Below are 25,036 nucleotides of genomic sequence, written 5' to 3'. Positions count from 1 at the left end.
TGCTTACGGGTCCGCGATTTGGGTTCAGGGGAGAAGTAGCCGTCGAAGCAGGTGTCAGCCTCTTCCATCTGCGCCTTGCGCCGATCGATATGGCCCCTCTATCTACCCGCATGGCCCTTTTGGCCCTTTGCCAAATCAATAGTTGTCTCCTTCTCATTTGATTTATCACTGGATTGGGGATGTGTGACGGCCTGATCGGGGCGTCTCAGGCGCCTTCAACGGCCCCAAAGAGCGAGCCCCGGCGAGATGTCGGGGCTCGGTGTGGACCGTGCTTGTTGCGGGCGGCTCCTGCCGTGACCCTATCCTTGTGGCCCTGTAGCTGGGGGTCAGTCAGCACGGGCCACTCGGTACGGATAAGAGGATGATTAACCCTCGGTGGGCTGAGGGGCCTGCCAGTCTCCCCCCAGGGCCTTGTGCAGCAGGACCACGTTGGTGGCGGTGCCGAGGCGCGCCACCACCTCGGCATCTTTCAGGCTGTTTTGCTGACGCTCGGCATCCAGCACTCGCAAGTGATCGACCAGGCCGGCGCGATAGAGGCTCCTGGCCTTGCCGAGCGCGAGATCGGCCTGTTGGCTCGCCAGGTGCAGCTGATCCCGGTACTGCTGGCTGTTGCCATAGGCTATCAATGCGGTTTCTACCTCGTTGAAGGCGGCATTGACTGTGTGCTGATAGGCCAGAGCCGCCTCCTCCAGCCCCGCCTCCTGCGCCTTGACCCTGGCCTCACCCCGGCCGCCGTCGAACAGATCCCAGGAGACGCCTGCTCCCAGGGCCCAGGCGGTGGAGCCGGATTTGAACAGATCGCCGGCATCCCCGGCCACCACTCCCGGGCTGCCGGTCAGGAACACCTTGGGATAGCGGGCGGCGATGGCGGCCCCCAGCTCCTGGTTCTTGGCGGCGATGGCGCGCTCGGCGCTCGCCACATCGGGCCTGCGGATCAGCAGGGTGGAGGGCAGACCGGTCGGGATCAACCCCGCCATGGCGGGCAGGGGGCGAGGCGTGAAGCGGGCCTGGGTGCGGGTGACGGGCTCCCCGAGCAGCAGCGCCATCCGGTTCAGGTGCACGCTCCTGGCCGTGTCCAGCAATGGCAGGCTGGCCCGGGTGCTGGCGAGGGCGGCGCGGGCGTTGGCGAGGTCGAGATCCGAGCCGTAGCCGCTGCGGTGCAGGGACTCTACCATGGCCAGGGTCTCCTGCTGGGATCGCACCGTGTCGGCGGCGATCCGGCTGCGCTCCTCGGCGCCTCGGTATTGCAGGTAGTTGTTGATCACGTCAGCCGTCATGGCGGTGATCAAGCCCTTGCGCATGATGCCTGCCTGTTCGGTGCGAATGGCGGCGGCCTGGCTCAGGCTGTCGATGCGACCGAACAGATCCAGCTCCCAGCTCGCGTTGGCCCCGATGAAGACGGCGGTGGGATCCCGCTCCATCAGCTGCGCCGTGCCGCCGCCGAGGGCGCCCGGCAAGGGCAGAGGGCTCACCGCCGGTCCGGTGAGATCGCCGTTCTCACTGAGGCGCGCGTCCGTATACCCGGCTCCCAGGCTCAGGGTGGGTACCTTGAAGGAGGCGATGGCCTCCTGATAGGCCTGGGCCTGCTGGATGCGCTGGCTCGCTATCTTGAGGGTGATGTTCTGGCGCTGGGCCGCCAGCACCAGGGTATCGAGCTCGGGATCCTGGAACTGGCGCCACCAGGCGAGGCCGGTCTCCCCGTCGGGCAGGGTGCCCGGGGTGGCCTGGTTCAGGTAGAACTGGCTGACCGGATGGGCCGGGGCCTGGTAGTCGGGGGCCAGGCTGCAGCCCCCCAGCAACAGCAGGCCGATGAGGGCACTGAGGCGGCACTTATTCATGGGGATGATCCTTGTCGGTGGCCTGCACCGCGCCGGCCTGGGCGTGGTGTTCACGGGCGAAGAAGAGCATGTAGAAGGCGGGCATGGCGAAGAGCGAGAGCACGGTCGCCGCCATCAGGCCGCCGATGATGGTGGCCGCCATCTGATCGAACAGGCGATCGGTGAGCAGCGGCACCATGCCGAGCACGGTCGTGAGGGCCGCCATGGAGATGGCCATGGTGCGGTTGATGGTCGCCTCCTTGACCGCCTCGATGAGGGGGCGGCCGCTGCGCCGCTCCAGCTCTATCTGATCGAGCAGGACGATGCCGTTCTTGATGATCATACCGGTGAGGCAGATCATGCCGACGATGGCCATGAAGCCGAATGGTTTGTTCATCAGCAGCAGGCTCCAGATAATGCCGATGGAGGCGAGCGGCAGGGTGATGAAGATGATGAGCGGCTGACGATAGGCGTTGAACAGGGCCATCAGTATGATGAACATCATCACCACCGCCTTGGGGGTCTGCAGCATGAGATCGTCGACGGCGCGTTTCTCGTCGTAGTACTCGCCACCCCAGCGCATCACATAACCCTCCGGCAGCACCATGGCCTCCAGCGCGGGTGCCACTTGCTGGCGCACCACAGAGGCGGTGAGCTCGCCGTCCACCCCGGCCTGGACAGTGATGGCCGGCAGCCGGTTGCGGCGCCAGATCATGCTCTCTTCCCCACCGATCTCGATGTCGTCGAGCACCTGGCCGAGGGGCACGCTGTGCAGGCCGAGGGCGGATCGCACCGGCAGATCCGCCAGAGCTTCCAGGGTGCTGTTGGCGCTGCGCAGCTTGATGGGGATGAGATCATCCTGCTGGCGCAGGGTGCCTATCTGCACGCCGTCGGTGGCGCCGTGAATGGCCATGGCGATGTCGGTGTTGCTGACCCCCGCCTTGCGGGCCGCCGCCTGGTTGATGATGGGGGTGACCACCTTGCTCTGCTGGCGCCAGTCGTCGCGCACGTACTTGGTGTGCGGGTTGGCGCGCAGTATGGCCTGGGCCTGCTCGGAGAGGCTGTGCAGCACGGCGGGATCCGGCCCCTCGAAGCGGGCCTCGATGCTGAATTTGTCCTTGGTGGCGAGTTTGAGATCCCGGAACCTCGGTTCGGCATGGGGGAAGCGGGCGGCGAGCCAGGCATCGCCCCTGTCCACCAGGGTGGGGATGTCGTCAAAGGAGCGGGTGTTGATCAGGATCTGGCCGTAGCTCTGATCCAGGGGCTCGGGCTCGACGGTGACCGAGAAGCGCGGCGCGCTCTCCCCCACATAGGTGGAGATGCTCGCCACCTCGGGCTGGGCCAGCAGCCACTGCTCAATCTCTTTCATGTCGGCGGAGGTGCTCTCGATGCGGCCTCCGTTGGGCAGCCAGTAGTCGAGGAAGACGATGCTGCGATCCGAACTCGGCATGAAGTTGACGTTGAGCAGCGGCGCGGCGAGGCCGGTGAGCAGCAGCAGTGGCAAGACCGTCAGCATGGCCTTCTTGGGGTTGTCCACCGTCCAGTGCACGGCGCGGCGGTAGAGGCGGGCGGCCTTGCCCTCCGGCTTGCCGCTTTCATCTGCGCTCGGCGCCTTGATGAAGGCCCAGCACATCAGAGGGGTGATCAGCATGGCCACCACCCAGGAGAGCAGCAGGGAGCTGACCAGCACCTGGACGATGGAGATGGAGAACTCCGCCGAATCGGTCTGGGAGAGCAGCACAGGGGTGGCCCCGAGGCAGGCGACCACGGTCGCGCCGAGCAGGGGCACCGCCATCTCCTTGATGGACTCGATGACGGCGTCATCGCGGCTTATTCCCTTGGCCAACTTGGCGATGAAGAGGTCGACGATGACGATGGCGTTATCCACCAGCATGCCGAGGGCCAAAATGAAGGCACCGAGCGAGACCCGCTGCAGATCGACCCCGGTGAGGTTCATGTAGATCAGGGTGAACAAGATGTTCAGCAGCAGGCTGACCCCGACGATAGTGGCGCTCTGCCAGCCCATGAAGATCATCAGCACCGCCACGACGATGGCGATACTCTCGAGCAGGTTGAGCACGAAGTTGTTGATGGACTTGGTCACCTCATCGGGCTGGAAGGCGATGGTGCCGACGGAGGCGCCAAGGGGCAGCTCGGACTCGAACTGCTGAAGCACGGCGGTCAGCTCGTCACCGATGCTGACAACGTTGATCCCCGTCTCGGGGCTGACGGCCAGGGTGATGGCCTGCTGGCCGTTGAAGCGGCTCTCGGTCTGGGCCGGGGTCTGGTAGTCGAGATAGACATCGGCCACGTCTCCGAGGCGCAGGGTGCCGCGCTTGTCACCCACCAGACCCGTGGTGAGCATGAGGTTGCGGACATCCTCGACGTTCTTGTAAGCGCCGTTCTGGGCCACCCTCAGGTTCTCGCGCCCCATGTCGTAGTCACCGGCGCTGACCGGCATGTTCTGGCTGTTGAGCTGGGCGATGAGCTCCGCCATGGAGATGTGGCTCCTGGCGAGGCGCTCGCTCGATACGTCTATGTTGACCACCTGTTCCCGGATGCCGTGCAGCTGTACCTTCTTGACCCCCTTGACGGCCTTGAGGCGACGCTGCAGCTCGCGGGCCTGATCCTTGAGCTGATGCATGGGGATCTCATCCCCGTAGACGGCGAACAGCATGCCGTACACTTCCGAGAATTCGTCCTGCACTATGCTGATCTGCGCCTGGGGCGGGAGCGCGAGCTTGACGTCCTGCACCTTGCGCCTTAGCAGATCCCACTGCTGCGGCAGGACGTCAGAGCTGTATTTCTCCTGCAAGTCGACAAATATCATGGAGCTGCCCGGACGGGAGAGGGATCTCAGCTTCCACAGGGAGCCCATCTCCTGCAGCTTGGTCTCGATGGGATCGGTGACCAGATCCTCCACCTCCTGGGCGGTGGCCCCCGGGTAGAGGGTGACGACGACGGCACTCTTCACCGTGAAGGTGGGATCCTCGAGCTTGCCGAGGTCGAAGTAGGCGTAGATCCCGACCAGGGTGCAGAGGAGGGAGAAGAAGACCACGAAGGTCCTCTGTCGCAGCGCGAAGGTGGAGAGTGTCATGATTGGACTCCCGCCTGCTTGATGAGGCGCACGGGCTGTCGCTCCTTGAGCAGGGCGCTGCCGGCGGTGACCACCTTGTCGCCGGCGGCGAGAGCCCCCTTGACGCACAGGCTGTCGTGGCGCTGGCTGACGACCTCCACCGGCACGCCGATGGCCTGGCCGGCCCGCACCGTCATGACTCGGTTCCCATCGCCCTGACTCTTGACGGCGCCGGCGGGCAGGCAGTGGATCTCGTCATCGCCCGGCAGGGGCAGCGCTATGCTGACAGACTTGCCGGGCACCAGCTCGGCGGAGCCGTCCAGCAGGCGGAAGGTCACCTCATGGGTACGCTTCACCGGATCCGGTAGGCTCGCCAGCTCGCTGCTGACCGCCCTGACGGCCACATCCTGCTTGTACCAGCTGAGGCGGGCCGCCATCCCGGTCCTGAGCAGGCCTATCTGCTGCTCAGGCACGTCGACCACGGCTTCGAGCACGCTGGGCTGATGCAGGGAGAAGACGGGGACGCCGGGGGCTGTCTGTTCATGCTCGTCGAGAAAGCGCTGGCCGATCACGCCGTCGAAGGGGGCGCGCAGCTCGCTGTAGCCGAGCGCATCTTCCGCCTTGGCGAGGGATTGCTGCAGGCTCTGTACCCGGGCCCTGGCCTGGGCGCTGGCGCTGGCGGCCCTGTCCAGGTTGATCTTCGCCATGGCGTTCTCGCCGACCGCCTGGCGGGTGCGCCTGAGTTCCACCTCGGCCAGCCGGCTCGCGGCCCGCGCCTCCTTGAGCATGGCGGCCGTCTCATCCCGCTGTACCCGAAAATCGTGGGGGTCGAGGCGGGCCAGCACCTCTCCCTTGCTGACCTTGTCCCCCTCCTTGACCAGGATGGCATCCAGGGTGCCGGGCACCCGGAAGGCGAGCCTGGCTCGCTGGTGGGAGCGGATCTCGCCGCTAAAGTGCAGGATCTGGCCGGTGGTGCCCTCGGTGAGGGTGATGGCGTTGACCGGGCGCGGTGCCACGGCCTCGGCCTGGGTGGGTTCGTTGCCACAGCCGCTCAGCAGGGTACCGAGCATGATGACGCAGAGGGGGGAAAGGGGGAATTGCCGGTGTTTCATAGGTAAAAGTCCAATAATTCAGAGACTAAAGGACTATTTTATCGGGTCTGATATGTTCGATAATCAGCCTTTGATTGCCAACACTGTCGCGATTTATGAGACAATCGAGTCAAGCGCCCGTGCCGCCATGGTGGCGAGCACGTGCGGGCAGGCGAGGGGGAAGGGTGAAGATAGAGGATCTCAAGTTGTTCATGTCCGTGGTGGAGCTCGGGGGCTTTACCAGCGCCGCCGATGCGCTGAACATTCCGCGCTCCAACGTGAGCCGCCGGATCAAGGATCTGGAGACGGAGCTCAACGCCAAGCTGCTCACCCGCACGACCCGCCGGCTCACCATGACCCCGGTGGGGCTGGAGTACTACAACAACCTGCAGCACATCATCGGTCAGCTGGATCAGACTCACGAGCAGATCCGCACCCGCAGTCATCAGCCCGTCGGCAACATCAAGATAGGGCTGCTCAATGACTCGGACATCTTCATCCACGACATCCTCAAGCGGTTCCTGAAGCGATACCCGAAGATCAACATCGAGCTGCATCTGAGCAGCGTCGGTTATCGGGACATCCTGAACTACGGGTTGGATGCGAGCATCCACATCGGCGATGTCATCGACAACAGCTTCGTCGCCCGCGCCATTTTGCCCTTCACCCGCAAGCTCTACGCCAGCCGGGAGTATGTGGAGCGCCACGGCCGGCCCGCTTCCCTCGAGGATCTGCACCATCATAACGTGCTGGTGACGCGGCTACCGGATGGCCAGCTCGACAACAAGTTGATCTTCAATCAGGGGGAGATCCTGATCAACAGCCGGGTGATCTCCAACAGCTCCTACTACATCCGCCATGCGGTCTCCGAGGGGGACGGCATCGCCGTGTTGCCGGAGATCACCATGCGTCCCCAGGTGGAGAGCGGCGCCATCATAGACGTGCTGCCGGCGTACGAGACCACCCTGGACAACATCTGGCTGGTCTACCCGAGCCGCAAGGGACTCTCTTACGCGGCGCGTCTGTTCATCGACTACGTGCTGGAGGAGGTGGCCCTGCTGCTGACGGACAAAGGGAGCGCCTGAGGGAGTTCATGGGGCGGGCAATCGGTGCTTGCCTCCGGGGTGTGATGCTGGCAACATTTCATTCACACTCACTCATCGGATCAGTTTGCAATGGACCTGCAACGCCTCAAAGCCAACCTCGCCCTGCGCCTCTTCGCCTGGCGCTACATTCCCGTCATCGGCTTCTGCGCCCCCGTCATCGAACGGATGGATGGCAAGGCCCTGCGCATTCGCATCCCCCTCGGCTGGCGGACCCGCAATCACCTGGGCAGCATGTATTTCGGCGCTCTGGCGACCGGCGCCGATCTGGTGGGGGGCCTGCTGGTGATGGAGAAGGGGCGGCAGCGGCGCAAGAAGGTGCATTTCGCCTTCAAGGACGTGCAGGGGGAGTTCTTGAAGCGGCCCGAGGCGGACGTGCGTTTCGACTGCGAGGCGGGGGAGGCGATCGATGCCATGATTGACGAATCCCTGGCGACCGGGCAGCGCATCAACCGCCCCATCCAGGTGGTGGCCACCTGCCCGGCACTGAACGGTGACGAGGCGATGGCGCGCTTCGTGCTGACCCTGTCCATCAAGGCCAGCTGAGAGATTCACATTCTGAAGAGGGCTCGACCGGTGGCCGGGCTCTCCTGCCATCAAGACTCGATGGCGATGATGCTCATTCGATCTCGGGGCTGATCCCTTCCTTCACCACGACCTTCATGCCGTTGAAGTTCACCACCTGACCGGCCACTATCTTGCAGCGCTTGCGCGTCTCGACCTGGCCGTTCACCTCTACCAGACCGTCGGCGACCAGCGCCTTGGCCGCGCCACCGCAGTCGGCCCACCCCTGATGCTTGATGAGATCGCACAGGGCGACGAAGGGGTGACCCTCGAGCAGAAACGTTTCCATGATGAATCCTCTTGCTGATATGAGTGCCGGATGCGGCAGGGCGGCCATTTTAGGCCCTGAGCACCGGCAGGGAAAGGGGTCGGGACGGATTGGATCCAAAAAGCGGGCTCAAAAAAACAGCCCGGCACGGTGCCGGGCTGTGTGACTTGGGTTGCCGAGCCGGGTGAGCGGATCAGGCGAACTTCACCACGGCCTCCCCGGTCACGGCGAGGGTGCCGCCTCGGGTGAAGATGCGGGTGGCCAGGGTGGCGATGGGCTTGTCGTCCCTAAGGGCTATCACCTCCACCTCGGCCGTCACCTCATCTCCCACGAACACGGGTTGCTTGAAGCTGAGGCTCTGGCCCAGGTAGACGCTCCCCTCGCCGGGCAGATGCTGGCCCAGCAGCCCGGAAAACAGGCTGGCCAGCAACATGCCGTGGACGATGGGGCGCTCGAATACCGTGGTAGCGGCAAACGCCGAGTCCAGGTGCAGGGGGTTGAAGTCCTCCGACAGGCCGGCGAAGGCGCTCACCTCCGCCGGACCGAAGCGCTTGTTCAGGCTGGCCTTCTGGCCGACGACCAGGGGGCTCATGCCGCTGCCTCCTCTGTCGTGCCGCTTGTAGCGCCGCTGAAGATGGGGTTGAGCCGCGCCTTGACGTAGTCGCCGGGGGCGGCCGCCAGCCCGTCGATGGGGGCGCGGGCTGCAACGGGTTCCAGCTCCTCATCCCGGCTGCGGATAAAGCCCATCATCTGGGGCCACCAGGAGCCGGCCTGATGGGTCGCCCCCTCGAGCCAGGCAGTTGGCGTGTCGGCCTTGGCCTCGTTCTGCCAGAAACCGTACTTGTTGGCCACAGGGGGGTTGATGATACCGGCGATGTGACCGGATTCGGCCAGAATGAAGCGCTGTTCGCCGCCAAACAGCTTCATACCCTGCCAGGTTCCTTGCCAGAGTGCGATGTGATCGTCGATGGCGGACACCAGCAGCACCGGGGTCTTCACCTTGGCGAGATCGATGCGGGTCTGGCGGATCTTGAGTTCCCCCTTCACCAGCTGGTTCTCCAGGTAGAGACGGCGCAGCAGGCTGTTGTGGGTCTTGCCCGCCACATTGGTGCTGTCGCTGTTCCAGTGCAGCAGATCGAAGGCCACCGGGCTCTGCCCCTTGAGGTAGCTGTCGATGTAGTAGTTCCAGTAGAGGCTGTTTTCCCGCAGCAGGCTGAAGGAGACCGCCAGCTGGCGCCCATCCATGATGCCCTTGGCCTCATTTTGCGCCTCGAGCGCCGCTATGATGGGCTCGTGGATGAAGATGCCGAGCTCCCCGGGCTGGGAGAAGTCCAGCAGGGTGGTGAACAGGGTAGCGGTGCGCACTCGCTGCTTCTGACGGCGGGCCGCCAGCCAGCCCATGGCCAGGGAGAGGGCCGTGCCACCGATGCAGTAGCCGATGCCGTGCACCTCCCGCTCGCCGGTGGCGGCTTCCACGGCGTCCAGGGCGGCGATGACGCCGTCCACCACGTAGTCGTCGAGATCGATCTGGGCCTGATCCACTCCCGGATTGCGCCAGGAGATCATGAATACCGTCTGGCCCTGGGCGACCAGCCAGGCCACCAGGGAGTTCTGGGGCCGCATGTCCATGATGTAGTACTTGTTGATGAAGGGGGGCACGATCAGCACGGGGGTCTTGGCCACGGTTTCCGTGGTCGGGCTGTACTGGATGAGCTCGTAGAGTTCGGTGCGCTGCACCACCCGACCCGGCGTGGTCGCCAGATCCCGCCCCAGTTCGAAGGCGGACTCGTCGGTGAGGCGAATGTTGAGCTGATCGGCACTGCGCTCCAGATCCTCGGCCAGCAGCGCGAGGCCGCGCACCAGGTTCTGGCCGTCCGAGTCCAGGGTGAGCTTGAGCAGCTCAGGGTTGGTGGCCAGGAAGTTGCTGGGGGCCATGGCGTTGATGTATTGGCGAGTGAAGAACCGCAGCCGCTCCCGGCTCTTCTGGGGCAAGCCTTCCAGGGCATCCACCGAGGCCAGCAGGTGCCGCGCGGTGAGCAGATAGGATTGCTTGAGGTAGTCGTAGATGGGCTGCTCGCTCCAGGCTTCGGCCTTGAAGCGGCGATCGCCGCGCTCCGGGGTGATCACCGGCTCGCTCTCTTGTCCCGCGCTCTTGAGCAGGGTGTGCTGCATCAGCTTGAGCTGATCCTGCCACCAGTTCATCTGCGCCTGGATAAGCTGCCAGGGCTGCTGACTGCTCTGCTCCAGCACCTGACCGAGATCGTCCAGGTTGGTCTGCAGCAGGGCCTGAGCGGTGCGCTCGGTCTGGGCCTTGGCCATGCCCAGCAGCTTCTCGTTATAGTGGGCCAGGGCCTCGAACAGCGGGCCGTACGATGATTGGCTCATGTTCTCTCCTTCACCCACACCCGCGGCGGGAGCTAGCCCGTCCTGTCGCGTCGTGGGGAGATGAGGCTGCCCTGACGGGCAGCCAGGGTTATCAGGCCTTGCCCGTGCTCTTCTTGATGCCGTCCGCGGTCAGGGCATCCAGCTCTTCCTTGAACTGCAGACCCAGGGCATTGAGCTTCTGGATGTCATCCAGCATCTGGCGAGAGAGCTGGCTGGCGGTTTCCAGTTGCACTGTGCCTAGGGCCGCCAGGCTCTGGGCATCCTGCACCTTGCCCACCGCCTGCAGCTGATTCAGTCCCAGCTCGGCATAGGCATTGGCGGAGGCCAGCTGCAACCGGGTCAGCTGTTCGATGTTGCTGGCCAGCAGCTGGTTGTAGCGGGTGAGGGGGGAGGTGAAGCCTTGCATCTGCTCGGTAAAGCTCTTGAGTATGTCCATATTCATCGTGCGTCTCCAAATCGGCAGCATAATCCGAGCCAGTCGGCTCGAGTGGGGGTACAGCTCATCCTTGTTGACGCGTCGTTTGCTCTGTTCAAACACGCGTTTAACCATTCTGCAACTAAACATGCATTGGTGTAAATGACATAAGTGTTAATTTCTGTTTGAATTTCGATGACATGTCACCCTGCCAGGATGACGGATCCAGACGGGAGGTGACGCAGGATGGCCGGATCGGCCTCGTTCCCCGGGGTGGGCACTGGTAGTCTGGTGGACTACTCAGCCCACAAAGGAATCCCGATGAAGTCTCTCGCCCTGCTGCTCGCCAGCGGCACTCTGGCCTTGAGCGGTGCCGCTCAGGCCAGCACCCCTGTCCAGATCTCCCTGCCTGGCGTCAATCTGCCCGCTTCTCACCAGGTCGAAGGGGCGCGCGCCTCTTTCCTGTACGGCCGTACCGGTCAGGTCAAGGGCATAGACTTGCCGGTGTTCGCGCTTTCCGACGTGGATCAGTTCACCGGCCTGCAGCTCGGCATCTTCTTCGGGGCCGCCCGGGTGCGCCACCAGTTTGGCGGGGTCGCCATCAATGCCGTCAACTGGCACGGGGGGCAGGACACCGGGGTCAACCTCGGCTTCGTCAACCTGACCAACAACGTGAAGGGCCTCAACTGGGGGGCGGTGAACATTGCCCAGGGCAACGCCTTGGCCAACGTCGGTTTCGTCAATTACGCCGAGCGCACCACCTTCCAGATTGGCTTCATCAATGCCACCAAACACCTGGATGGCTTGCAGATCGGCCTGGCCAACTACGCTGAGAACGGCATCTTCCCCATCCTGCCCCTCATCAACTTCAAGAAATCCTTCTAAGCCCCGGCCATGCCCTTGCATTGGCGGGGGCAAGCATTACCCTGTGCAGCACCCTGAACAGAAAGATGTGATTGAGATGACGACTGCTCATATGGATGCCATCGGCATCGGCTGGGATGTGCGAGGCTGGCAGGGCAATGCCCAGGCGGTGGCCGTGGTGGGTTGGCAGGCGAGGGAGAAGCAACTGCACTGGCTGGGTGTCTCGTCCTTGTTTAGGCTGAGCTCCCGGGTCGCCCCGGATCTGGATGCCCTGCTGCGCCCGGCCCTGCAAGACGAGATGGGCCTGATGCAGGTGCTGGCCTGCCCGCAGTTGGCCCTCGGCATCGATGCGCCGCTTGCCTTCCCAAGGGCGTTGGCCGACTTGCTCGGGGGGAGGGGAGCCGAGTGCGCCGTACCCCAGCGGGAGATCGACAACCCCTATGCCTATCGAGACTGTGATCGCTGGTTGCACCAGCAGTACGGCAAGAAGCCGCTCTCCGCCACCTTCGACCGGCTCGGCAACAACGCCACCCTGGCGCTCTCCATGCTGCCGCGTCTCGCTGATCTGCAACTGGTGCCGACGCGGATACCAGAGGCCGAGCGCGCCGTGCTGGAGGTCTATCCGGCCCTGGCCAAGGTGGGAGGAAAGGCCTCGGTGGCGAGAGAGGAGATTGCCGCCCATCTGCCGGTGGATCTCGTACCGGGAACAGACCCTTACGATGCGGCCCTCTGCGCCCTGATGGCGCTGCAATACGCTGCCAAGGGGAGCGTGTCCCTGTTGCCACCCTTGCTCGGGGCGCCTGAAGGCTTTCCGCTGGACGAGGGCTGGGTCTACCACTTCGCCCGGGGCTGACACCAAAGCCAGTGCGGCGGCCGACTCGTGGATGGCTCCCCGGGTCGGTCGCCGCCTCTAGAACCCGTCAGCACACTCCCTTGCTGCGCCTTCTCATTCTTTTTCTGGCACCAACATCCCCCCGTTTACCTGTATTCCTCCCGCATGGGCCACCCACCTAGTTTAAAAATGCCAATATATGCCATCAAACTAAAATATTGAACCCTCAAATCAGGCTGACGCGGACACCGGGGATCTGAACCCAGAGCGCTCACCAGGGTCCCGGGACCGCTGAGCCCGGGACCCTGCGTCGCCACTTTCTCGGGTTTTTGAGGGGAAAATACGGGTTTGTGCCGCGGATCGCTGGAACCGCCGTCTCTTCATCCGATATATTGCCTGCTTTCCTCATGCTTCTTCTGCGGTGGTCTCCATGAAACGCATTCTCTCTATCCAGTCCCACGTGGTCTTTGGCTGTGCCGGCAACAGCGCCGCCGTGTTTCCCATGCGCCGTCTCGGCATGGAAGTCTGGCCTATCAACACGGTGCAGTTCTCAAACCACACCCAGTACGCGGCGGGATGGCAGGGGATGGCGATGCCGGCGGGCCACATCAGCGCCCTGTGTAAAGGGCTGGAGAACATAGCGGTGCTGGGGCAGTGCGACGCCGTGCTGAGTGGCTACCTCGGCTCGGCGGAGCAGGGGGACGAGATCCTCTCCGTCGTGGCCGCGGTCAAGGCAGCCAACCCGGCGGCCATCTATTTCTGCGATCCCGTCATGGGCCACCCGGAGAAGGGCTGCATAGTCGCGCCCGGCGTGACCCGTTTCCTGACCGAGCAGGCCTTGCCGGTGGCGGATATCATGGCGCCGAACCTGCTGGAGCTGGAGACTCTGTGTGACACGCATCTGGCGGATTTGGCCCAGACGCGAGCCGCGGCGCACCAGTTGCTGGCCAAAGGGGTGAAGATGGTGCTGGTCAAGCACCTTGGCCGCGCCGCCAGCCAGGCCGGGCGCTTCGAGATGCTGCTGGCCACCCAGGAGGGGGATTATCTGATCTCCCGCCCGCTCTACGAGTTTGCCCGCCAGCCGGTGGGGGTGGGGGATCTCATCAGCGCCCTGATGCTGGCGAACCTGCAGGCGGGTTTCGAGGCGGTGGCCGCCTTCGAGCGCACCAATGCGGCGGTGGACGCCGTGCTGCTGCGCACCTGGCAGGCGGATGCCTACGAGCTGCAGCTCATCGATGCACAATCGGCGTTTGCTGAGCCGCGGATCGAGCACAGGGCCGAGCGACTGGCCTGAGAAAGATGATCAGCCTGCCATATGTTGGGCTGATCAGCGTTAGACCTCTGTCGCAGTTTCGTCCAAGTGCACGGCCTGGAAATGCTCGACCGTCGGGAAGGGATCGTAGAAGTGGTGCAGCAACGCCTTCCACTCCTGGTATTGGGGCGAGCCCCGAAAACCCTGGGTGTGATCCTCGAGCCGCTGCCAGTTGACCAGCAGCAGGTAGCGGTGTGGATCGGTCAATGAGCGTTGCAGCTGGTGGCCTGCGTAGCCCGGCATGGCGCTGATGATGCGCTGGGCCTTGGCGAAGGCCTGCTCGAAGGCGGCGCTCTGACCCGGAATGACCTGCAGCGGGGCGACTTCCAATATCATATGGACTCCTTGTCCGGTAGGGCTTTCGTTGCGAAGACACGTCATCTCAACAACTTATGCCCCAATAAACAAGGCCAGCCTCGCGGCTGGCCTTGTTATTTTGAGAGGGCAGGGTCAGCCCCCGGCTCAGAGCTGCTTGTAGAAGAACTGGGTCGCCGCCAGGGTGCCGTCCGCACTCCTGGCGAAAGCCGGGATCTGGCCAGCCTCCACATAGCCGAGCTGGCGATAGAGGTTGGAGGCCACATCCCCCACCCGGGAGTCCAGCACCAGCAGGGTGCGGTGGGCGTCGCGGGCCCCTTGCTCCATGGCGAGCATCAGGGCACGGCCCACCCCCTTGCCGCGGGCCTCGCTGTGCACCATCAGCTTTTCCACCTCGGCCCTGTGGCCACCGTTGGCCTTGGTGCTGAGGGAGAGCTGCAGGGCGCCGACCAGATGGTGCTGATCGAAGGCGACCCAGAGCTTGCGCACCCCGTTCGCCAGCTCGGCCTCGATGCCTTGCCAATATTCCAGTCCCTGCTCTTCTTGCAGTGGAGGCAGGAAGCCCATCGAGGCGCCGCTGGCCACGCTGTCTTGCAGCAGGGTGATCAGTGCCGGTCTGATGCCTCTGGTGCTATCGACCTCAAGGATCTCCATTGAAACTCCTCATCGTTTCTTCAATTGCCAATAAATAGGGTATTGAGGGCCTGACACCGTTCTGGATCAGACCCTGGCCGCCAGCCGGTCATCACGGTGGCGTGCGTGCATTTATCACCCCTGCCTAACGGATAAGGCCCTGCTCGACCAGCCAGTGGAACAGCAGGCGGGAGACGGGGGAGATCTCGTCCAGATGGCGGCTGTCCAGCCAGCGCAGCTCGGCGATCTCCGCCGAGGCGGTGGGAGTGCCGTCAGCCTCCCCTGTGTAGCAGCGTAATCTCACATTCACGCCCTCCGGCTTGCCGTCGGCCTGGGCGCTGAACTCGCAGGCAAAGCGCAGGGAATCCGGCTTGAGATGGACGGAGAGCTCCTCGTCGATCTCCCGGACAAGGGCCGCCTCGTCACTCTCACCCGGCTCCCGCTTGCCGCCGGGAATGTAGTAGATGTGCTTGCCGTGGGAGCGCGCGCACAGCAGTTGTTTATCCTGAAAAGTGAGCCAGGCCAGCTTGTCTATCATGTGAACCCCGTTCATCAAAGTGACTCCCGCTGCTGCTCGCACAGGGTGCGGTAGGAGCGGGTCTCCCGCTGTGCGTCATCGAGGCCGAGCCTCGCCGCCAGCGCCAGCAACTGTTGGCGATAACCCGGCAGGGCGGCCTCGTCGTCTGTCATGATGGCCAGCTCGGCGAAGTCACCGATGCCGGTCAGATGATCCAGCGTGAGGTGGAAGGGGCCGAGGAAGTAGATGCTGCGCCGCTTCTCGATGACCAGCACCTCTTCATACCCCAGGTTGTGCAGCATGCTGATGGCCTTGCCATCGTCGCTGATATTGACCGCCTCGCAGCGATCCGGTCCCGGCCCTTTCAGGATCCACAGCCGAATGCCGGATGGTGCCATGGCGCGGATCACCAGGCTCTTGCCCTCGGCGGCTAGGGTACGCGCCGGGCTGTCGAAGTAGCAGTCCCGCTCCTGGTTGTCCTCCAGCATCACCTCGGGATCCAGGGGGGCGAGGGCCGCGAGAAAGGCGGCGCGATCGGCGAGGCGATACTTGAATTCCACCTCGAAGCGACCTTCAAAATGTGTGGCCATGGCAGTGAATGGGTGCTCATCCGGCAAATGAATAGGGCAGACTAGCAAAAGTACGGGCCTTGCCCAAGGGACGGGATCACAGCCTGATGCTGATTGTCGCTTTTATGAGCGCCGGACCTGGGGAAACCGGGGCTGGCGCACAGCTTGGCGGCCGCTAGCTGGGCGATGGAACGGGGTTGTGTTCTAATATTCTCCCTCTTTGGCGGTAGTCGCCGACCACGAACAACGACAGCGACGGCACGGGCCGGCGCGAGTGGAGTCACAGATGCAGATCACCGAGCGCAACTTTATCGGATTGGGGGTGGCGGGCAATTTCGCCGGTCACCTGGAGCAGGCGGGGGAGGCGGCGGACTTCGTGGCCGTACAGGTCACCGACAAGATAGCCCCCAAGGCGCTGTTCCCCTTCTATGTGCCCTCCCACCCGGGCCAGCTCGGGGTCTTCCCCCTGAGCGGCGACGCCATCTTCCTGCCGGAGGCGGCGGTGAGTGGCGACGAGAAGGTGCAGATAGAGCCCGAAGTGGCCCTCTGGTGCGAGCTGGTCTACGCCGGTGATCAGGTGGTGGCCATCCACCCCCGGGCCTTTGGTGCTTACAACGACTGCTCCATCCGCCGCCCCAACGCCAAAAAGATCAGCGAGAAGAAGAACTGGGGCCCCGAGAGCAAGGGGCTGGCCGAGAACCTCCTGTCCCTCTCCCATTTTGCGGAGGGCTGCGAGCTCGACGACTACCGCATCGCCTGCTACCTGGAGCGCGGCGGCGAGCTGCATCCATATGGCGTTGACAGCGCGGCGGTGGATTACAGTTACTTCCACGGCCAACTGCTGGACTGGGCCATCGACAAGTTCAACCATCAGCAGGACGAGGGACCGGCCGAACACATCCAGGGGCTGCTGGCCCAGGCCGGTCGCCCGAGCCACGCCCTCATCAGCATAGGTGCCACCCGCTACACCCCCTTCGGCGAGACCCACTTCCTGCAACCGGGGGACACCGCCTGCGTGCTGGTCTACCCGGCCAGCCGCTACGACGAGCAGGATATCCGGGAGGCCATCCGAGCCCGCTGCTTCGGGCCGGATGTCTCCGTGCTGCTGCAGGCGGTCAAGACCCGCTAATCCTGTCGTCAGGCCCGCTTCGGCGGGCCTGACTGTTTTTAAGCACAGCGCAGCCCGCTCCCTGTCTGCTTTCTATCCCCTGTTTGCATACCCTCTATACCTACCGCACGCCATGCCAAGCGCATGATGTCCCTCGATCCTGTTCGTGCTCCGCCATCTGCCTCCCGTGCCCTGAACCGTGCACCTCGAAAGCCGATTGCAGTGGCTGGATATAACAGTATGATTTGCCACAAGAAGTCCATTCTGCCTGCAAGGATCCCGAGTATTCATGGTTGAACTCAAGACCCTGGCCCTGTTTCTGGTGACTGCGGTTGCCGAGATCCTGGGCTGTTATCTCCCTTATCTCTGGCTGACCCAGGGCAAGAGCGCCTGGCTGCTGCTGCCTGCGGCCCTGAGCCTGGCCCTGTTCGCCTGGCTGCTCTCATTGCACCCGACCGCCGCCGGCCGCGTCTATGCCGCCTATGGCGGCGTCTACATCTTCGTGGCCATCCTCTGGCTCTGGGCCGTGGATGGCATCAAACCCAGCCTGTGGGATCTGGTGGGGGCAGGGGTGGCCCTGATCGGCATGGCCATCATCATGTTTGCCCCAAGACCCGCCTGATATCGATGCCAAGGGAGATCAGCAAGATGACGACAGTGGTGATCAGAGAGTGTGAGGCGCAGGACTTGGCCGGGCTGCTGGCCCTCTATCAGGAACTCAGGCCTCAGGACCCCGTGCTCGACGAGCAAGGGGCCCGCGAGGGATTGGCGGCGATGCTTGATCTGCCCCATACCCGCATCATGGTGGCCCTGGTGGAGGGCCAGCTGGCCTCCAGCTGCCAGCTCGGGGTGATCCCGACGCTCACCAACGGCGGTCGGCCCTTCGGCATCATAGAGCATGTGATCACGGGCGCCGCGTTTCGCCGCCAGGGGCTCAGCCATCAGTTGCTGGAGCATACCCTGGCGCTGGCCTGGGAGCTGGATTGCTACAAGGTGATGCTGCTCTCAGGGGAGGGGCGGGAGGCCGCTCACCGCCTCTACGAGGGACTCGGTTTCAAGGCCGGCATCGAGAAAGGGTTTGTTATCAAGGCGCCGCAATAAGTCCCATGGACTGCTGCATCATCAAAGGCGTGGGCTGTTATCCGCAACATATTGAGGTAGCGATGAAAATTGACGCCGCACAAAAGTGCGATCACCCAACCCTTATCACCATCTGGGAGGCCTCGGTGCGGGCCAGCCACCACTTCCTGCAAGAAGCCGACATAGCGGCCCTGAGGCCCTTGATCCTGGAGCACTATTTCGATGCCGTGACGCTGAACTGCGCCAGAGGGGAGGATGGTGAGATCGTCGGTTTTATCGGGGTGGCCGAGGGCAATATCGAGATGCTGTTCGTCGCCCCCGCTGGGATGGGGCAGGGGGCGGGTCGCCAGTTGGTGGCCCATGCCATCGCCAATCTCGGGGTGAGCCGGGTGGATGTGAACGAGCAGAACGAGCAGGCACTCGGCTTCTATCGACGGATGGGCTTCGTGGTGGTGGGCCGCTCCCCCCTGGATGGGGAGGGCAGGCCCTACCCCTTGCTGCATCTGGCCCTGGCCGACGAGCCCGGGGCGGATTGAACCAGCAGCGAGCTGAGCCAGTTTGACAATAAAAAACCGCCTGTCGGCGGTTTTTTATTGTCCGGGTGCACGGCAACAGGCCTCACTCCTCGTTGGAGTTGTCCTGATAGTCGCCGCGCTGGGCCTTGGGCAGGCGGCGCATGGGGGCGAAGCCGATGTCCTCGCCGCTCACCTCTTTCTTGCGCGCCGGGGCGGGTTTCTTGCTGCCATCGCCCTTGGCGGGGCGCTTGCCGGCCGGCTTGGCTGGTTGTCCCTTGCCGGCGTTGTGTTTGGCATTGGCATGGCCACGGGCGCGGGGCGGGTTCTGCACCGGCTTGCTGCCCGGCAGGGTCTGGCGGGTCGGCTTGCCGCTCGGCTCATAGCCTTCCTGTATTTCGCTCGGGATGGCCTGGCCGATGAGGGCCTCGATGGCCTTGAGCTGATCGTGCTCATCCAGGCTCACCAGGGAGATGGCCTCGCCGCCGCGACCGGCGCGGCCGGTACGGCCGATGCGGTGGATGTAATCTTCGGCCACCTGGGGCAGCTCGAAGTTGATGACGTGAGGCAGATCGTCGATGTCGAGGCCGCGAGCGGCGATGTCGGTGGCGACCAGCACCCGCACCTTGCCCTCACGAAAATCCGCCAGCGCCCGGTTGCGGGCACCCTGGGTCTTGTCGCCGTGGATGGCGACGGTATCCAGCCCGTCCTTCACCATCTGGTGGGCGAGTCTGTCGGCAATCTGCTTGGTGCGCACGAACACCAGCACCCGCTGCCAGTTGTTGCGGCCGATCATGTGGGAGAGCAGCTCGCGCTTGCGCTCGCGATCCACCTTGATGATACGCTGGTTGACCTGCTCGGCGGTGCTGTTGGTCGGGCTCACCTCGATGAGGGTCGGGGTCTTGAGCAGATCGTCCGCCAGCGCCTTGATGTCGCCCGAGAAGGTGGCGGAGAACAGCAGGGTCTGCCGCTCCTCCGGCAGCGCCTTCATGATGCGGCGGATGTCGGTGATGAAGCCCATGTCGAGCATGCGATCCGCTTCATCCAGCACCAGCACTTCCAGGGCGCTCAGGGTCAGGGCGCCCTGGGTCAGCAAGTCCAGCAGGCGGCCTGGGGTGGCGACCAGGATGTCGACCCCGAGCTTGATGGCATCCAGGTTCGGCTTGATGCTGACGCCGCCGTAGGCGACCAGGGTGCGAAACGGCAGGTGATGGGCGTACTTGACGATGCTCTCGCCCACCTGGGCCGCCAGCTCGCGGGTCGGGGTCAGCACCAGGGCGCGGACCTGGCGACGGCCACCGCGGCCGTGGTTCGCCAGCAGCCGGTGCAACATGGGCAGGGTGAAGCCGGCGGTCTTGCCGGTGCCGGTCTGGGCGCCGCCCAGCACATCCTGTCCCGCCAGAATGGCCGGGATGGCCTGCTGCTGGATGGGGGTTGCCTGTTCGTAACCCAACTCCTTGACGGCGCGCAGAATGTGCGGTGACAGACCCAGTTCATTGAATGACATGTTTGCGAGAGACTCCGAGCCTTGGGCTCAACGGGGGCGGCGCATAGTGGCCACCACGACATGGAAAGATTATGGGCGCGTAATATAGCAGAACTGGGGCGAAGGCGCAGTAACCCTGTGGCGAAGGGAGCAGGGCGGTGAACTGCGCGAGGGAAAGAGGCCTCCCTCAGCGGGGGAGGCATCCCGGATAAAAGGGAGAGGGCGCCTCAGAGCAGGGCGCGGATGGGGGCGGCGAGATCCTCGGGCTTGGTCTGGGGGGCGAAGCGGTCCACCACCCGGCCATCGCGGTCGATGAGGAACTTGGTGAAGTTCCACTTGATGGCCTCGCTGCCGAGCAGCCCGGGTTTTTCTTGTTTCAGCCAGCGGTAGAAGGGGTGGGCCTGTTCGCCGTTGACCTCGCACTTGGCCAGGATGGGGAAGCTCACCGGGTAATCCACCGAGCAGAAGCGCGCTATCTCCTCCGCATCCCCCGGCTCCTGGTGGCCAAACTGATCGCAGGGGAAACCCAGGATCACCAGCCCTTCTGGACCCAATTGCCGATAGAGGGCCTCGAGCCCGGTGTATTGGGGGGTGAAGCCGCAGCGGCTCGCCACGTTCACCACCAGGATGACCTTGCCTTGCAGGTCTGCGACGGGAAAGTCGCTGCCATCGAGGCGCTGCAGGGGGAAGGAGGCTAGAGACATGGGAATACCCTCTTGAAAATATGCGGGATGATAGCAGCACGTTAATGGTCGAGGGGCCGGGCGGCAAGGGGAAATGGCGACCGACTCGGCCAATTGTCAGCTGCATTGATGGCGGGACTTCTCAGGAGAAGCAAACCGGTTTGTGCCGAGGCGGCGAAGTCGCTACAAAGCGCACTCTCTCCACTCGTTGCGAGCCCAATCTTGGACTATCAAGCCGTCATGGATGCCATTTACACCCGGGGATGGGTGATAGTGGACGACTTTTTAACCGCCGAAGAGGTGGATGCACTCAACGCCTGCCTGCCCCACGAGTGGCAGCCGGCGGGCATAGGGCGCGAGGGGTTGCATCAGGGCAATACCGACATTCGCCGGGATCAGATCCACTGGCTCGAACCCGATCTCGGGGCGCCGGTGGCGAATTATCTGGCCAGGATGGAATCCCTGCGTCTGGCGGCGAACCGCAGCCTGATGCTGGGGCTGTTCGACTACGAGGCCCACTTCGCCCGCTACCGGGAGGGGGACTTCTACGCCACCCACAGGGACGCCTTCGCCGGGCGCTCCAACCGTCGCCTCACCTCGGTGTTCTATCTCAACAACGGCTGGGCGCCCGAGGCGGGCGGATTGCTGCGGGTCTATGACGACGACGAGCAGTTTCTGATGGACGTCTCCCCCAAGGGCGGGCGGCTGGTGCTGTTTTTGTCGGAAGATTTCCCCCACGAGGTGCTGCCCGCGAGCCGCGAGCGCTACAGCATTGCCGGCTGGTTTCGGGTCAACGGCAACGGGGCCGGGCGGGTGGATCCCCCTCGCTGAGGGGAGCGAGACCAATTTTGACACAGAGACGGCGGCAAACGCCCCCTTTAGTTGCCACATCAGGGGGAAAGAGGGGGCGCATCGGCTGACAAGGCTTCGCCTCCCTTGCTACACTGGCCCGCACTTATGTTCGTTTCTGGCTTCGCCCGGTTTTCGCGCGGGGATCGCGCGATGGCATTATCACCGCTCATGACGAAGCCGCTTCTCCCAAGGGATCACATCTAATGAAGAACATGCATGTCTTGCTGCTGTGCGGCGGCGGTGGCGCCGAGCACGAAGTCTCTCTGCGCAGCGCCAATTTCCTCGAGCAACAACTCGGTCTGCTGGCCGGGGTCGAAGTGACCCGGGTCGAGATGTTCGCCGATCGCTGGCTCAGCGCCGATGGCCGCGAGTGCAAGCTGGGGCTGGACAAGCTGCTCTCCTTCGACAGCGTGGCCCGTCCGGTGGACTTCGTGGTGCCCTGCATCCACGGTTACCCCGGCGAGACCGGCGATCTGCAATCCTTCCTGGAGCTGGCGGGCCTGCCGTATCTGGGCTGTGACGCCGAGGCGAGCAAGATCTGCTTCAACAAGATCAGCACCAAGCTGTGGTTCTCCGCCCTCGGCATCCCCAATACCCCCTATCTGTTCCTGACCGAGCAGGACGAGGCGGGCATAGCTGATGCCAAGGCGGCCCTGGCCAAGTGGGGCAAGGTCTTCATCAAGGCGGCCTCGCAAGGTTCGTCGGTCGGCTGCTACGCCGCCAGCAACGAGGCCGAGCTGCTGCAGGGGATCGAGGACGCCTTCGGTTACTCCGAACAGGTGCTGATCGAGAAGGCGGTCAAGCCCCGCGAGCTGGAAGTGGCAGTCTATCAGTACGGCGACGAGCTGGTGGCGACCTATCCCGGCGAGATCTGCGTGCCCACCGACAAGTTCTACACCTATGAAGAGAAGTACAGCAGCGCCAGCCACACCGAGACCGCCCTGCGGGCCGAGGGGCTGACCCAGGCGCAGGCCGATGCCATCCAGGCCTATGCCCTCAAGGCGTTCCGTCAGCTCAAGCTGACCCACCTGTCGCGCATCGACTTCTTCCTGACCGAAGAAGGGGAGATCCTGCTCAACGAGATCAACACCTTCCCGGGCATGACCTCCATCTCCATGTTCCCGAAACTGCTGGCACACCACGGCCACAATTTCGCGCACTACCTCGAGCAGATCCTGCGTAAATCTGCCTGAGCTAGGTATACATAGACGAAGAGGGGCCTGACGGCCCCTCTGTCATATGGGTTGCAGTTCGGTTCACATGGGGGCCGAGGTAAACAGCCAGATATGGGCGCCCTGCGGGTCTGCGATGAGCGCCATGCGCCCGACGCTGGGGATGTCCATGGGGGGCACCACCACAGAGCCGCCGTGCCGGGTCACCCTGGCGAGCCGCGCATCCACGTCGTCCACCGCGATATAGGTCGCCCAGTGGGGAGGGACTCCCGCCATCTGGGGATTGTCCTTGGTGGACATGACTCCGGCCACCGGCCGGCCGTTGGCTACCAGCATGGGGTAGTCGAACCCCTCCAGCGCCGTCTGCTGCATCTGCCAGCCGAGCACCTCGGTGTAAAACTGCACGCCCGCCTCACCGTCCGGCACATAGAGCTCGTGCCAGGTGAAGGTCGAGCCCTCGGCCAGGGCGTGCTCCTTTGCCATGTCTTGTTCTGCCATCTTCGCTCCTTGTCCCATCGGTTTCCCGGGCCGGGTGGATGGGTGACGACCAAGTATAGGAGGGGATCTCCGGCCTGCAGGCCGTCTGGTTGCGAACTGACCGCTTGCGAGCCACCATGGCGCTCGCTACAATCCGCTCCCTTTATCCGTCCGCCTCCCGAGCGCCTCCTGCCATGAAGCCCATCCCCGATCACGCCGTCAATCGCCTGCGCATCTGGCGCAAGAGCGTCTCGACCCGACCCTTCCTCGCCCGCGGCGGCGCCGTGCCCCGCTGCGAGGCCTGTCAGCTGCGCCACGACTGGTGCGCCTGCGGCTGGCGTCCCGAACTCAAGGCCGAGGCGGGCTTCTGCCTGCTGATGTATGACAGCGAGCCCATGAAGCCCTCCAACACAGGTCGCCTCATCGCCGACGTGTTGCCAGGCACCACTTGGGCCTTCCTCTGGCGGCGCACCCAGCCCCATCCCGAACTGCTGGCCCTGCTGGCGGATCCCGCCTGGCAGCCCTATGTGGTATTCCCCGCCTGTGAAAAGGAGCCAGCGCGCCTCACCACCGAGGTGGCGCCGGTGCCCGGCAAGAAGCCGCTCTTCATTCTGCTGGACGGCACCTGGCCCGAGGCGCGCAAGATGTTCAACATGAGCCCCTATCTGGACAGTTTCCCGGTGCTGGCGGTCAGACCCGAGGCGCTCTCCACCTACGGCATGCGGGTCGCCCATTGCGATGAGCACCTGTGCACCGCCGAGGTGGCGGCCTGCGTGCTGGAGGTGGCCGGTGAGATCGAGGCCGGTCAGGCGCTGCAACACTGGTTCAATCTCTTCAGTAGCCGCTACATGGCGGGCAGGGTGAGCCGGGCGCCGGGGGAGGATGAGCTGCCGCTGCTGCGGGCCCTCGAGGCCATCAAGGGGGAGGCGGCCCAGCCTGATGGGGGCAGGGGCGAGGGGGCTGACGCCGCCTGATCCCGGCAAGCGGTCATTGATGAAAATAAGGAATCAATTGGCTGCCATCGTTTCGTTAGCCTCATGAGCGAGAGCCCGCTAGGATAGCGGCCAACTGACTCATTCAGGCTCCAGGCCAACGCCGGCGCCGCCAATCACACGAGGTCTATGGATGGAATTGGAACTCTATACCCTGGTCGCCCTGTTCGGGGTGGCCCTTGTCGCCGGCTTTATCGATGCCATCGCCGGGGGCGGCGGCCTGCTGACGGTGCCGGCCCTGCTCGCCACCGGCATGCCGCCGGCCCTGGTGCTCGGCACCAACAAGCTGCAGAGCAGCTTCGGCTCCTTCTCCGCCACCTGGTTCTATGCCCGCCGCGGCCTGCTGGAGTGGTCCATCATCTGGCCCGCGGTGATCTGCACCTTCATCGGCGCGGCGCTCGGCACCCTGGCGGTGCAGACCATAGACGCCGCCATCCTGGAGCGGCTGCTGCCCTTCCTGCTGGTGGCCTTCGCCTGCTACTTCTACTTCTCCCCCCGGGTGAGCGATGCCGAGAGCCAGCGCCGCCTCAGCCCCATGCTGTTTGCGCTGCTGGTGGGGGGCGGGGTCGGCTTCTACGACGGCTTCTTCGGGCCGGGAACGGGGTCGTTCTTCGCCATCGGCTTCGTGGCCCTGGCGGGGTTTGGCATGGCGCGGGCCACGGCCCACACCAAGCTGCTGAACTTTACCTCCAACATCGCCTCCCTGCTGTTCTTCACCCTGGGGGGCAAGGTGGTGTGGAGCGTGGGGCTCTGCATGGCGCTGGGCCAGTTTATCGGCGCCCGGCTCGGCTCCCGGTTGGTGCTGAAGAAGGGAGTGAAGCTTATCAAGCCGCTGCTGGTGACCGTCTCCCTGCTGATGTCCGCCAAATTGGTGTGGAGCCAGTATCCCGAGCTGTTCGCTTGGCTTCACTGA

Annotated in this window: 27 protein-coding genes; 13 read left to right on the top strand and 14 right to left on the bottom strand. The window is 64.1% G+C overall.

What is annotated here, in order from left to right; translation table 11 throughout:
• Window positions 1-365: 365 nt before the first annotated feature.
• Genes ACRCYW_RS00800 through ACRCYW_RS00790 form a run of 3 tightly spaced genes read right to left on the bottom strand, consistent with a single transcriptional unit; the run spans window position 366 to window position 6,005 of the window.
• The gene (locus ACRCYW_RS00800) at window positions 366-1,838 is read right to left on the bottom strand and encodes an efflux transporter outer membrane subunit (protein ID WP_438548292.1); all 1,473 of its coding nucleotides are present in this window, start codon (window positions 1,836-1,838) and stop codon (window positions 366-368) included.
• Window positions 1,831-4,914, bottom strand: coding sequence for an efflux RND transporter permease subunit (locus ACRCYW_RS00795; protein WP_438548291.1), 3,084 nt, complete (start codon window positions 4,912-4,914; stop codon window positions 1,831-1,833). Before ACRCYW_RS00795 ends, ACRCYW_RS00800 begins: the two co-directional genes overlap by 8 nt.
• The gene (locus ACRCYW_RS00790; protein WP_438548290.1) at window positions 4,911-6,005 is read right to left on the bottom strand and encodes an efflux RND transporter periplasmic adaptor subunit; all 1,095 of its coding nucleotides are present in this window, start codon (window positions 6,003-6,005) and stop codon (window positions 4,911-4,913) included. The genes ACRCYW_RS00795 and ACRCYW_RS00790 overlap by 4 nt, the downstream gene beginning before the upstream one ends.
• Before the next feature lie 164 nt (window positions 6,006-6,169).
• Here ACRCYW_RS00790 and ACRCYW_RS00785 point away from each other — a divergent pair, with 164 nt between their 5' ends.
• Together ACRCYW_RS00785 and ACRCYW_RS00780 are read left to right on the top strand one after the other, a co-directional pair.
• Entirely contained in the window at window positions 6,170-7,069 is a 900-nt protein-coding gene (locus ACRCYW_RS00785) for a LysR family transcriptional regulator (RefSeq protein ID WP_438548289.1), read from the top strand.
• Window positions 7,070-7,159: 90 nt separating this feature from the next.
• Entirely contained in the window at window positions 7,160-7,633 is a 474-nt protein-coding gene (locus ACRCYW_RS00780; protein ID WP_438548288.1) for a DUF4442 domain-containing protein, read from the top strand.
• 73 nt (window positions 7,634-7,706) lie between these two features.
• Here the strand turns inward: ACRCYW_RS00780 and ybcJ are convergent, their stop codons facing one another.
• The 4 genes from ybcJ to ACRCYW_RS00760 all read right to left on the bottom strand — a co-directional run bounded on the left by ybcJ (window position 7,707) and on the right by ACRCYW_RS00760 (window position 10,746).
• Complete coding sequence (ybcJ, locus tag ACRCYW_RS00775) at window positions 7,707-7,940, bottom strand: ribosome-associated protein YbcJ (protein ID WP_100860961.1); 234 nt, start codon at window positions 7,938-7,940, stop codon at window positions 7,707-7,709.
• Between the two features lie 172 nt (window positions 7,941-8,112).
• Window positions 8,113-8,511, bottom strand: coding sequence for a MaoC family dehydratase (locus ACRCYW_RS00770; RefSeq protein WP_438548287.1), 399 nt, complete (start codon window positions 8,509-8,511; stop codon window positions 8,113-8,115).
• Entirely contained in the window at window positions 8,508-10,304 is a 1,797-nt protein-coding gene (locus tag ACRCYW_RS00765; protein ID WP_438548286.1) for a class I poly(R)-hydroxyalkanoic acid synthase, read from the bottom strand. Before ACRCYW_RS00765 ends, ACRCYW_RS00770 begins: the two co-directional genes overlap by 4 nt.
• 91 nt (window positions 10,305-10,395) lie before the next feature.
• Window positions 10,396-10,746 (bottom strand): phasin family protein, encoded by a 351-nt coding sequence (locus ACRCYW_RS00760; RefSeq protein WP_438548285.1) that lies wholly within the window; start codon window positions 10,744-10,746, stop codon window positions 10,396-10,398.
• Between the two features lie 294 nt (window positions 10,747-11,040).
• Here ACRCYW_RS00760 and ACRCYW_RS00755 point away from each other — a divergent pair, with 294 nt between their 5' ends.
• From ACRCYW_RS00755 to pdxY, 3 genes are all read left to right on the top strand, one after another.
• On the top strand, window positions 11,041-11,604 hold the full coding sequence (locus ACRCYW_RS00755; RefSeq protein ID WP_438548284.1) for a VC2662 family protein: 564 nt from the start codon (window positions 11,041-11,043) through the stop codon (window positions 11,602-11,604).
• Window positions 11,605-11,680: 76 nt separating this feature from the next.
• On the top strand, window positions 11,681-12,436 hold the full coding sequence (locus ACRCYW_RS00750; protein WP_438548283.1) for a DUF429 domain-containing protein: 756 nt from the start codon (window positions 11,681-11,683) through the stop codon (window positions 12,434-12,436).
• Between the two features lie 409 nt (window positions 12,437-12,845).
• The gene (gene pdxY, locus ACRCYW_RS00745) at window positions 12,846-13,709 is read left to right on the top strand and encodes a pyridoxal kinase PdxY (RefSeq protein WP_438548282.1); all 864 of its coding nucleotides are present in this window, start codon (window positions 12,846-12,848) and stop codon (window positions 13,707-13,709) included.
• Window positions 13,710-13,748: 39 nt separating this feature from the next.
• On the opposite strand, the gene ACRCYW_RS00740 is transcribed toward pdxY, so the two are convergent.
• The 4 genes from ACRCYW_RS00740 to ACRCYW_RS00725 form a co-directional block, all read right to left on the bottom strand.
• Window positions 13,749-14,063 carry an antibiotic biosynthesis monooxygenase family protein gene (locus ACRCYW_RS00740; RefSeq protein ID WP_438548281.1) on the bottom strand — a complete coding sequence of 105 codons (315 nt, stop codon included), beginning with the start codon at window positions 14,061-14,063 and terminating at the stop codon, window positions 13,749-13,751.
• A 126-nt stretch (window positions 14,064-14,189) separates the two neighbouring features.
• Window positions 14,190-14,696, bottom strand: coding sequence for a GNAT family N-acetyltransferase (locus ACRCYW_RS00735; protein WP_438548280.1), 507 nt, complete (start codon window positions 14,694-14,696; stop codon window positions 14,190-14,192).
• A gap of 124 nt (window positions 14,697-14,820) precedes the next feature.
• Complete coding sequence (locus ACRCYW_RS00730) at window positions 14,821-15,213, bottom strand: NUDIX hydrolase (RefSeq protein ID WP_438548582.1); 393 nt, start codon at window positions 15,211-15,213, stop codon at window positions 14,821-14,823.
• Window positions 15,214-15,227: 14 nt separating this feature from the next.
• Window positions 15,228-15,782, bottom strand: a complete 555-nt coding sequence (locus ACRCYW_RS00725; protein WP_438548279.1) for a class IV adenylate cyclase — start codon at window positions 15,780-15,782, stop codon at window positions 15,228-15,230.
• A gap of 265 nt (window positions 15,783-16,047) precedes the next feature.
• Between ACRCYW_RS00725 and ACRCYW_RS00720 the strand changes: the two genes are divergently transcribed.
• The 4 genes from ACRCYW_RS00720 to ACRCYW_RS00705 all read left to right on the top strand — a co-directional run bounded on the left by ACRCYW_RS00720 (window position 16,048) and on the right by ACRCYW_RS00705 (window position 18,485).
• Window positions 16,048-16,890, top strand: a complete 843-nt coding sequence (locus ACRCYW_RS00720; RefSeq protein WP_438548278.1) for a DUF5718 family protein — start codon at window positions 16,048-16,050, stop codon at window positions 16,888-16,890.
• Between the two features lie 268 nt (window positions 16,891-17,158).
• Complete coding sequence (locus ACRCYW_RS00715; RefSeq protein WP_041211490.1) at window positions 17,159-17,491, top strand: YnfA family protein; 333 nt, start codon at window positions 17,159-17,161, stop codon at window positions 17,489-17,491.
• Between the two features lie 26 nt (window positions 17,492-17,517).
• Window positions 17,518-17,970, top strand: a complete 453-nt coding sequence (locus tag ACRCYW_RS00710) for a GNAT family N-acetyltransferase (RefSeq protein WP_039038596.1) — start codon at window positions 17,518-17,520, stop codon at window positions 17,968-17,970.
• 62 nt (window positions 17,971-18,032) lie between these two features.
• Entirely contained in the window at window positions 18,033-18,485 is a 453-nt protein-coding gene (locus ACRCYW_RS00705) for a GNAT family N-acetyltransferase (protein WP_438548277.1), read from the top strand.
• A gap of 82 nt (window positions 18,486-18,567) precedes the next feature.
• On the opposite strand, the gene ACRCYW_RS00700 is transcribed toward ACRCYW_RS00705, so the two are convergent.
• Window positions 18,568-19,968, bottom strand: a complete 1,401-nt coding sequence (locus tag ACRCYW_RS00700) for a DEAD/DEAH box helicase (protein WP_438548276.1) — start codon at window positions 19,966-19,968, stop codon at window positions 18,568-18,570.
• 206 nt (window positions 19,969-20,174) lie between these two features.
• Entirely contained in the window at window positions 20,175-20,651 is a 477-nt protein-coding gene (locus ACRCYW_RS00695) for a glutathione peroxidase (protein WP_438548275.1), read from the bottom strand.
• Window positions 20,652-20,852: 201 nt separating this feature from the next.
• Between ACRCYW_RS00695 and ACRCYW_RS00690 the strand changes: the two genes are divergently transcribed.
• Both ACRCYW_RS00690 and ACRCYW_RS00685 read left to right on the top strand, forming a co-directional pair.
• Window positions 20,853-21,461, top strand: a complete 609-nt coding sequence (locus ACRCYW_RS00690; protein WP_438548274.1) for a 2OG-Fe(II) oxygenase — start codon at window positions 20,853-20,855, stop codon at window positions 21,459-21,461.
• Between the two features lie 224 nt (window positions 21,462-21,685).
• The gene (locus tag ACRCYW_RS00685) at window positions 21,686-22,675 is read left to right on the top strand and encodes a D-alanine--D-alanine ligase (protein ID WP_438548273.1); all 990 of its coding nucleotides are present in this window, start codon (window positions 21,686-21,688) and stop codon (window positions 22,673-22,675) included.
• Between the two features lie 63 nt (window positions 22,676-22,738).
• Here ACRCYW_RS00685 and ACRCYW_RS00680 read toward each other — a convergent pair whose 3' ends face one another.
• Window positions 22,739-23,152, bottom strand: coding sequence for a VOC family protein (locus tag ACRCYW_RS00680; protein WP_438548272.1), 414 nt, complete (start codon window positions 23,150-23,152; stop codon window positions 22,739-22,741).
• Window positions 23,153-23,325: 173 nt separating this feature from the next.
• Here ACRCYW_RS00680 and ACRCYW_RS00675 point away from each other — a divergent pair, with 173 nt between their 5' ends.
• Both ACRCYW_RS00675 and ACRCYW_RS00670 read left to right on the top strand, forming a co-directional pair.
• Complete coding sequence (locus ACRCYW_RS00675) at window positions 23,326-24,105, top strand: tRNA-uridine aminocarboxypropyltransferase (protein WP_438548271.1); 780 nt, start codon at window positions 23,326-23,328, stop codon at window positions 24,103-24,105.
• A gap of 151 nt (window positions 24,106-24,256) precedes the next feature.
• Window positions 24,257-25,036 (top strand): TSUP family transporter, encoded by a 780-nt coding sequence (locus ACRCYW_RS00670; protein ID WP_438548270.1) that lies wholly within the window; start codon window positions 24,257-24,259, stop codon window positions 25,034-25,036.

It is taken from the genome of Aeromonas sp., from assembly GCF_051657805.1.
Lineage (GTDB): Bacteria > Pseudomonadota > Gammaproteobacteria > Enterobacterales > Aeromonadaceae > Aeromonas.
The sequence above is the reverse complement of the archived record's forward strand: the minus strand, read 5'-3'. Positions and strand labels throughout refer to the sequence as shown.

Excerpts from the sequence above, each read along its gene's own strand:
- ACRCYW_RS00715 (WP_041211490.1), top strand. The coding sequence starts at position 17,159 with ATGGTTGAACTCAAGACCCTGGCCCTGTTTCTGGTGACTGCGGTTGCC.
- ACRCYW_RS00685 (WP_438548273.1), top strand. The coding sequence starts at position 21,686 with ATGAAGAACATGCATGTCTTGCTGCTGTGCGGCGGCGGTGGCGCCGAG.
- ACRCYW_RS00760 (WP_438548285.1), bottom strand. The coding sequence starts at position 10,746 with ATGAATATGGACATACTCAAGAGCTTTACCGAGCAGATGCAAGGCTTC.
- ACRCYW_RS00800 (WP_438548292.1), bottom strand. The coding sequence starts at position 1,838 with ATGAATAAGTGCCGCCTCAGTGCCCTCATCGGCCTGCTGTTGCTGGGG.
- ACRCYW_RS00720 (WP_438548278.1), top strand. The coding sequence starts at position 16,048 with ATGCAGATCACCGAGCGCAACTTTATCGGATTGGGGGTGGCGGGCAAT.
- ACRCYW_RS00710 (WP_039038596.1), top strand. The coding sequence starts at position 17,518 with ATGACGACAGTGGTGATCAGAGAGTGTGAGGCGCAGGACTTGGCCGGG.
- ACRCYW_RS00700 (WP_438548276.1), bottom strand. The coding sequence starts at position 19,968 with ATGTCATTCAATGAACTGGGTCTGTCACCGCACATTCTGCGCGCCGTC.
- ACRCYW_RS00695 (WP_438548275.1), bottom strand. The coding sequence starts at position 20,651 with ATGTCTCTAGCCTCCTTCCCCCTGCAGCGCCTCGATGGCAGCGACTTT.
- ACRCYW_RS00750 (WP_438548283.1), top strand. The coding sequence starts at position 11,681 with ATGACGACTGCTCATATGGATGCCATCGGCATCGGCTGGGATGTGCGA.
- ACRCYW_RS00795 (WP_438548291.1), bottom strand. The coding sequence starts at position 4,914 with ATGACACTCTCCACCTTCGCGCTGCGACAGAGGACCTTCGTGGTCTTC.
- ACRCYW_RS00705 (WP_438548277.1), top strand. The coding sequence starts at position 18,033 with ATGAAAATTGACGCCGCACAAAAGTGCGATCACCCAACCCTTATCACC.
- ACRCYW_RS00730 (WP_438548582.1), bottom strand. The coding sequence starts at position 15,213 with ATGATAGACAAGCTGGCCTGGCTCACTTTTCAGGATAAACAACTGCTG.
- ACRCYW_RS00780 (WP_438548288.1), top strand. The coding sequence starts at position 7,160 with ATGGACCTGCAACGCCTCAAAGCCAACCTCGCCCTGCGCCTCTTCGCC.
- ACRCYW_RS00735 (WP_438548280.1), bottom strand. The coding sequence starts at position 14,696 with ATGGAGATCCTTGAGGTCGATAGCACCAGAGGCATCAGACCGGCACTG.
- ACRCYW_RS00790 (WP_438548290.1), bottom strand. The coding sequence starts at position 6,005 with ATGAAACACCGGCAATTCCCCCTTTCCCCCCTCTGCGTCATCATGCTC.
- ACRCYW_RS00765 (WP_438548286.1), bottom strand. The coding sequence starts at position 10,304 with ATGAGCCAATCATCGTACGGCCCGCTGTTCGAGGCCCTGGCCCACTAT.
- ybcJ (WP_100860961.1), bottom strand. The coding sequence starts at position 7,940 with ATGGAAACGTTTCTGCTCGAGGGTCACCCCTTCGTCGCCCTGTGCGAT.
- ACRCYW_RS00725 (WP_438548279.1), bottom strand. The coding sequence starts at position 15,782 with ATGGCCACACATTTTGAAGGTCGCTTCGAGGTGGAATTCAAGTATCGC.
- ACRCYW_RS00675 (WP_438548271.1), top strand. The coding sequence starts at position 23,326 with ATGAAGCCCATCCCCGATCACGCCGTCAATCGCCTGCGCATCTGGCGC.
- ACRCYW_RS00755 (WP_438548284.1), top strand. The coding sequence starts at position 11,041 with ATGAAGTCTCTCGCCCTGCTGCTCGCCAGCGGCACTCTGGCCTTGAGC.
- ACRCYW_RS00770 (WP_438548287.1), bottom strand. The coding sequence starts at position 8,511 with ATGAGCCCCCTGGTCGTCGGCCAGAAGGCCAGCCTGAACAAGCGCTTC.
- pdxY (WP_438548282.1), top strand. The coding sequence starts at position 12,846 with ATGAAACGCATTCTCTCTATCCAGTCCCACGTGGTCTTTGGCTGTGCC.
- ACRCYW_RS00670 (WP_438548270.1), top strand. The coding sequence starts at position 24,257 with ATGGAATTGGAACTCTATACCCTGGTCGCCCTGTTCGGGGTGGCCCTT.
- ACRCYW_RS00680 (WP_438548272.1), bottom strand. The coding sequence starts at position 23,152 with ATGGCAGAACAAGACATGGCAAAGGAGCACGCCCTGGCCGAGGGCTCG.
- ACRCYW_RS00740 (WP_438548281.1), bottom strand. The coding sequence starts at position 14,063 with ATGATATTGGAAGTCGCCCCGCTGCAGGTCATTCCGGGTCAGAGCGCC.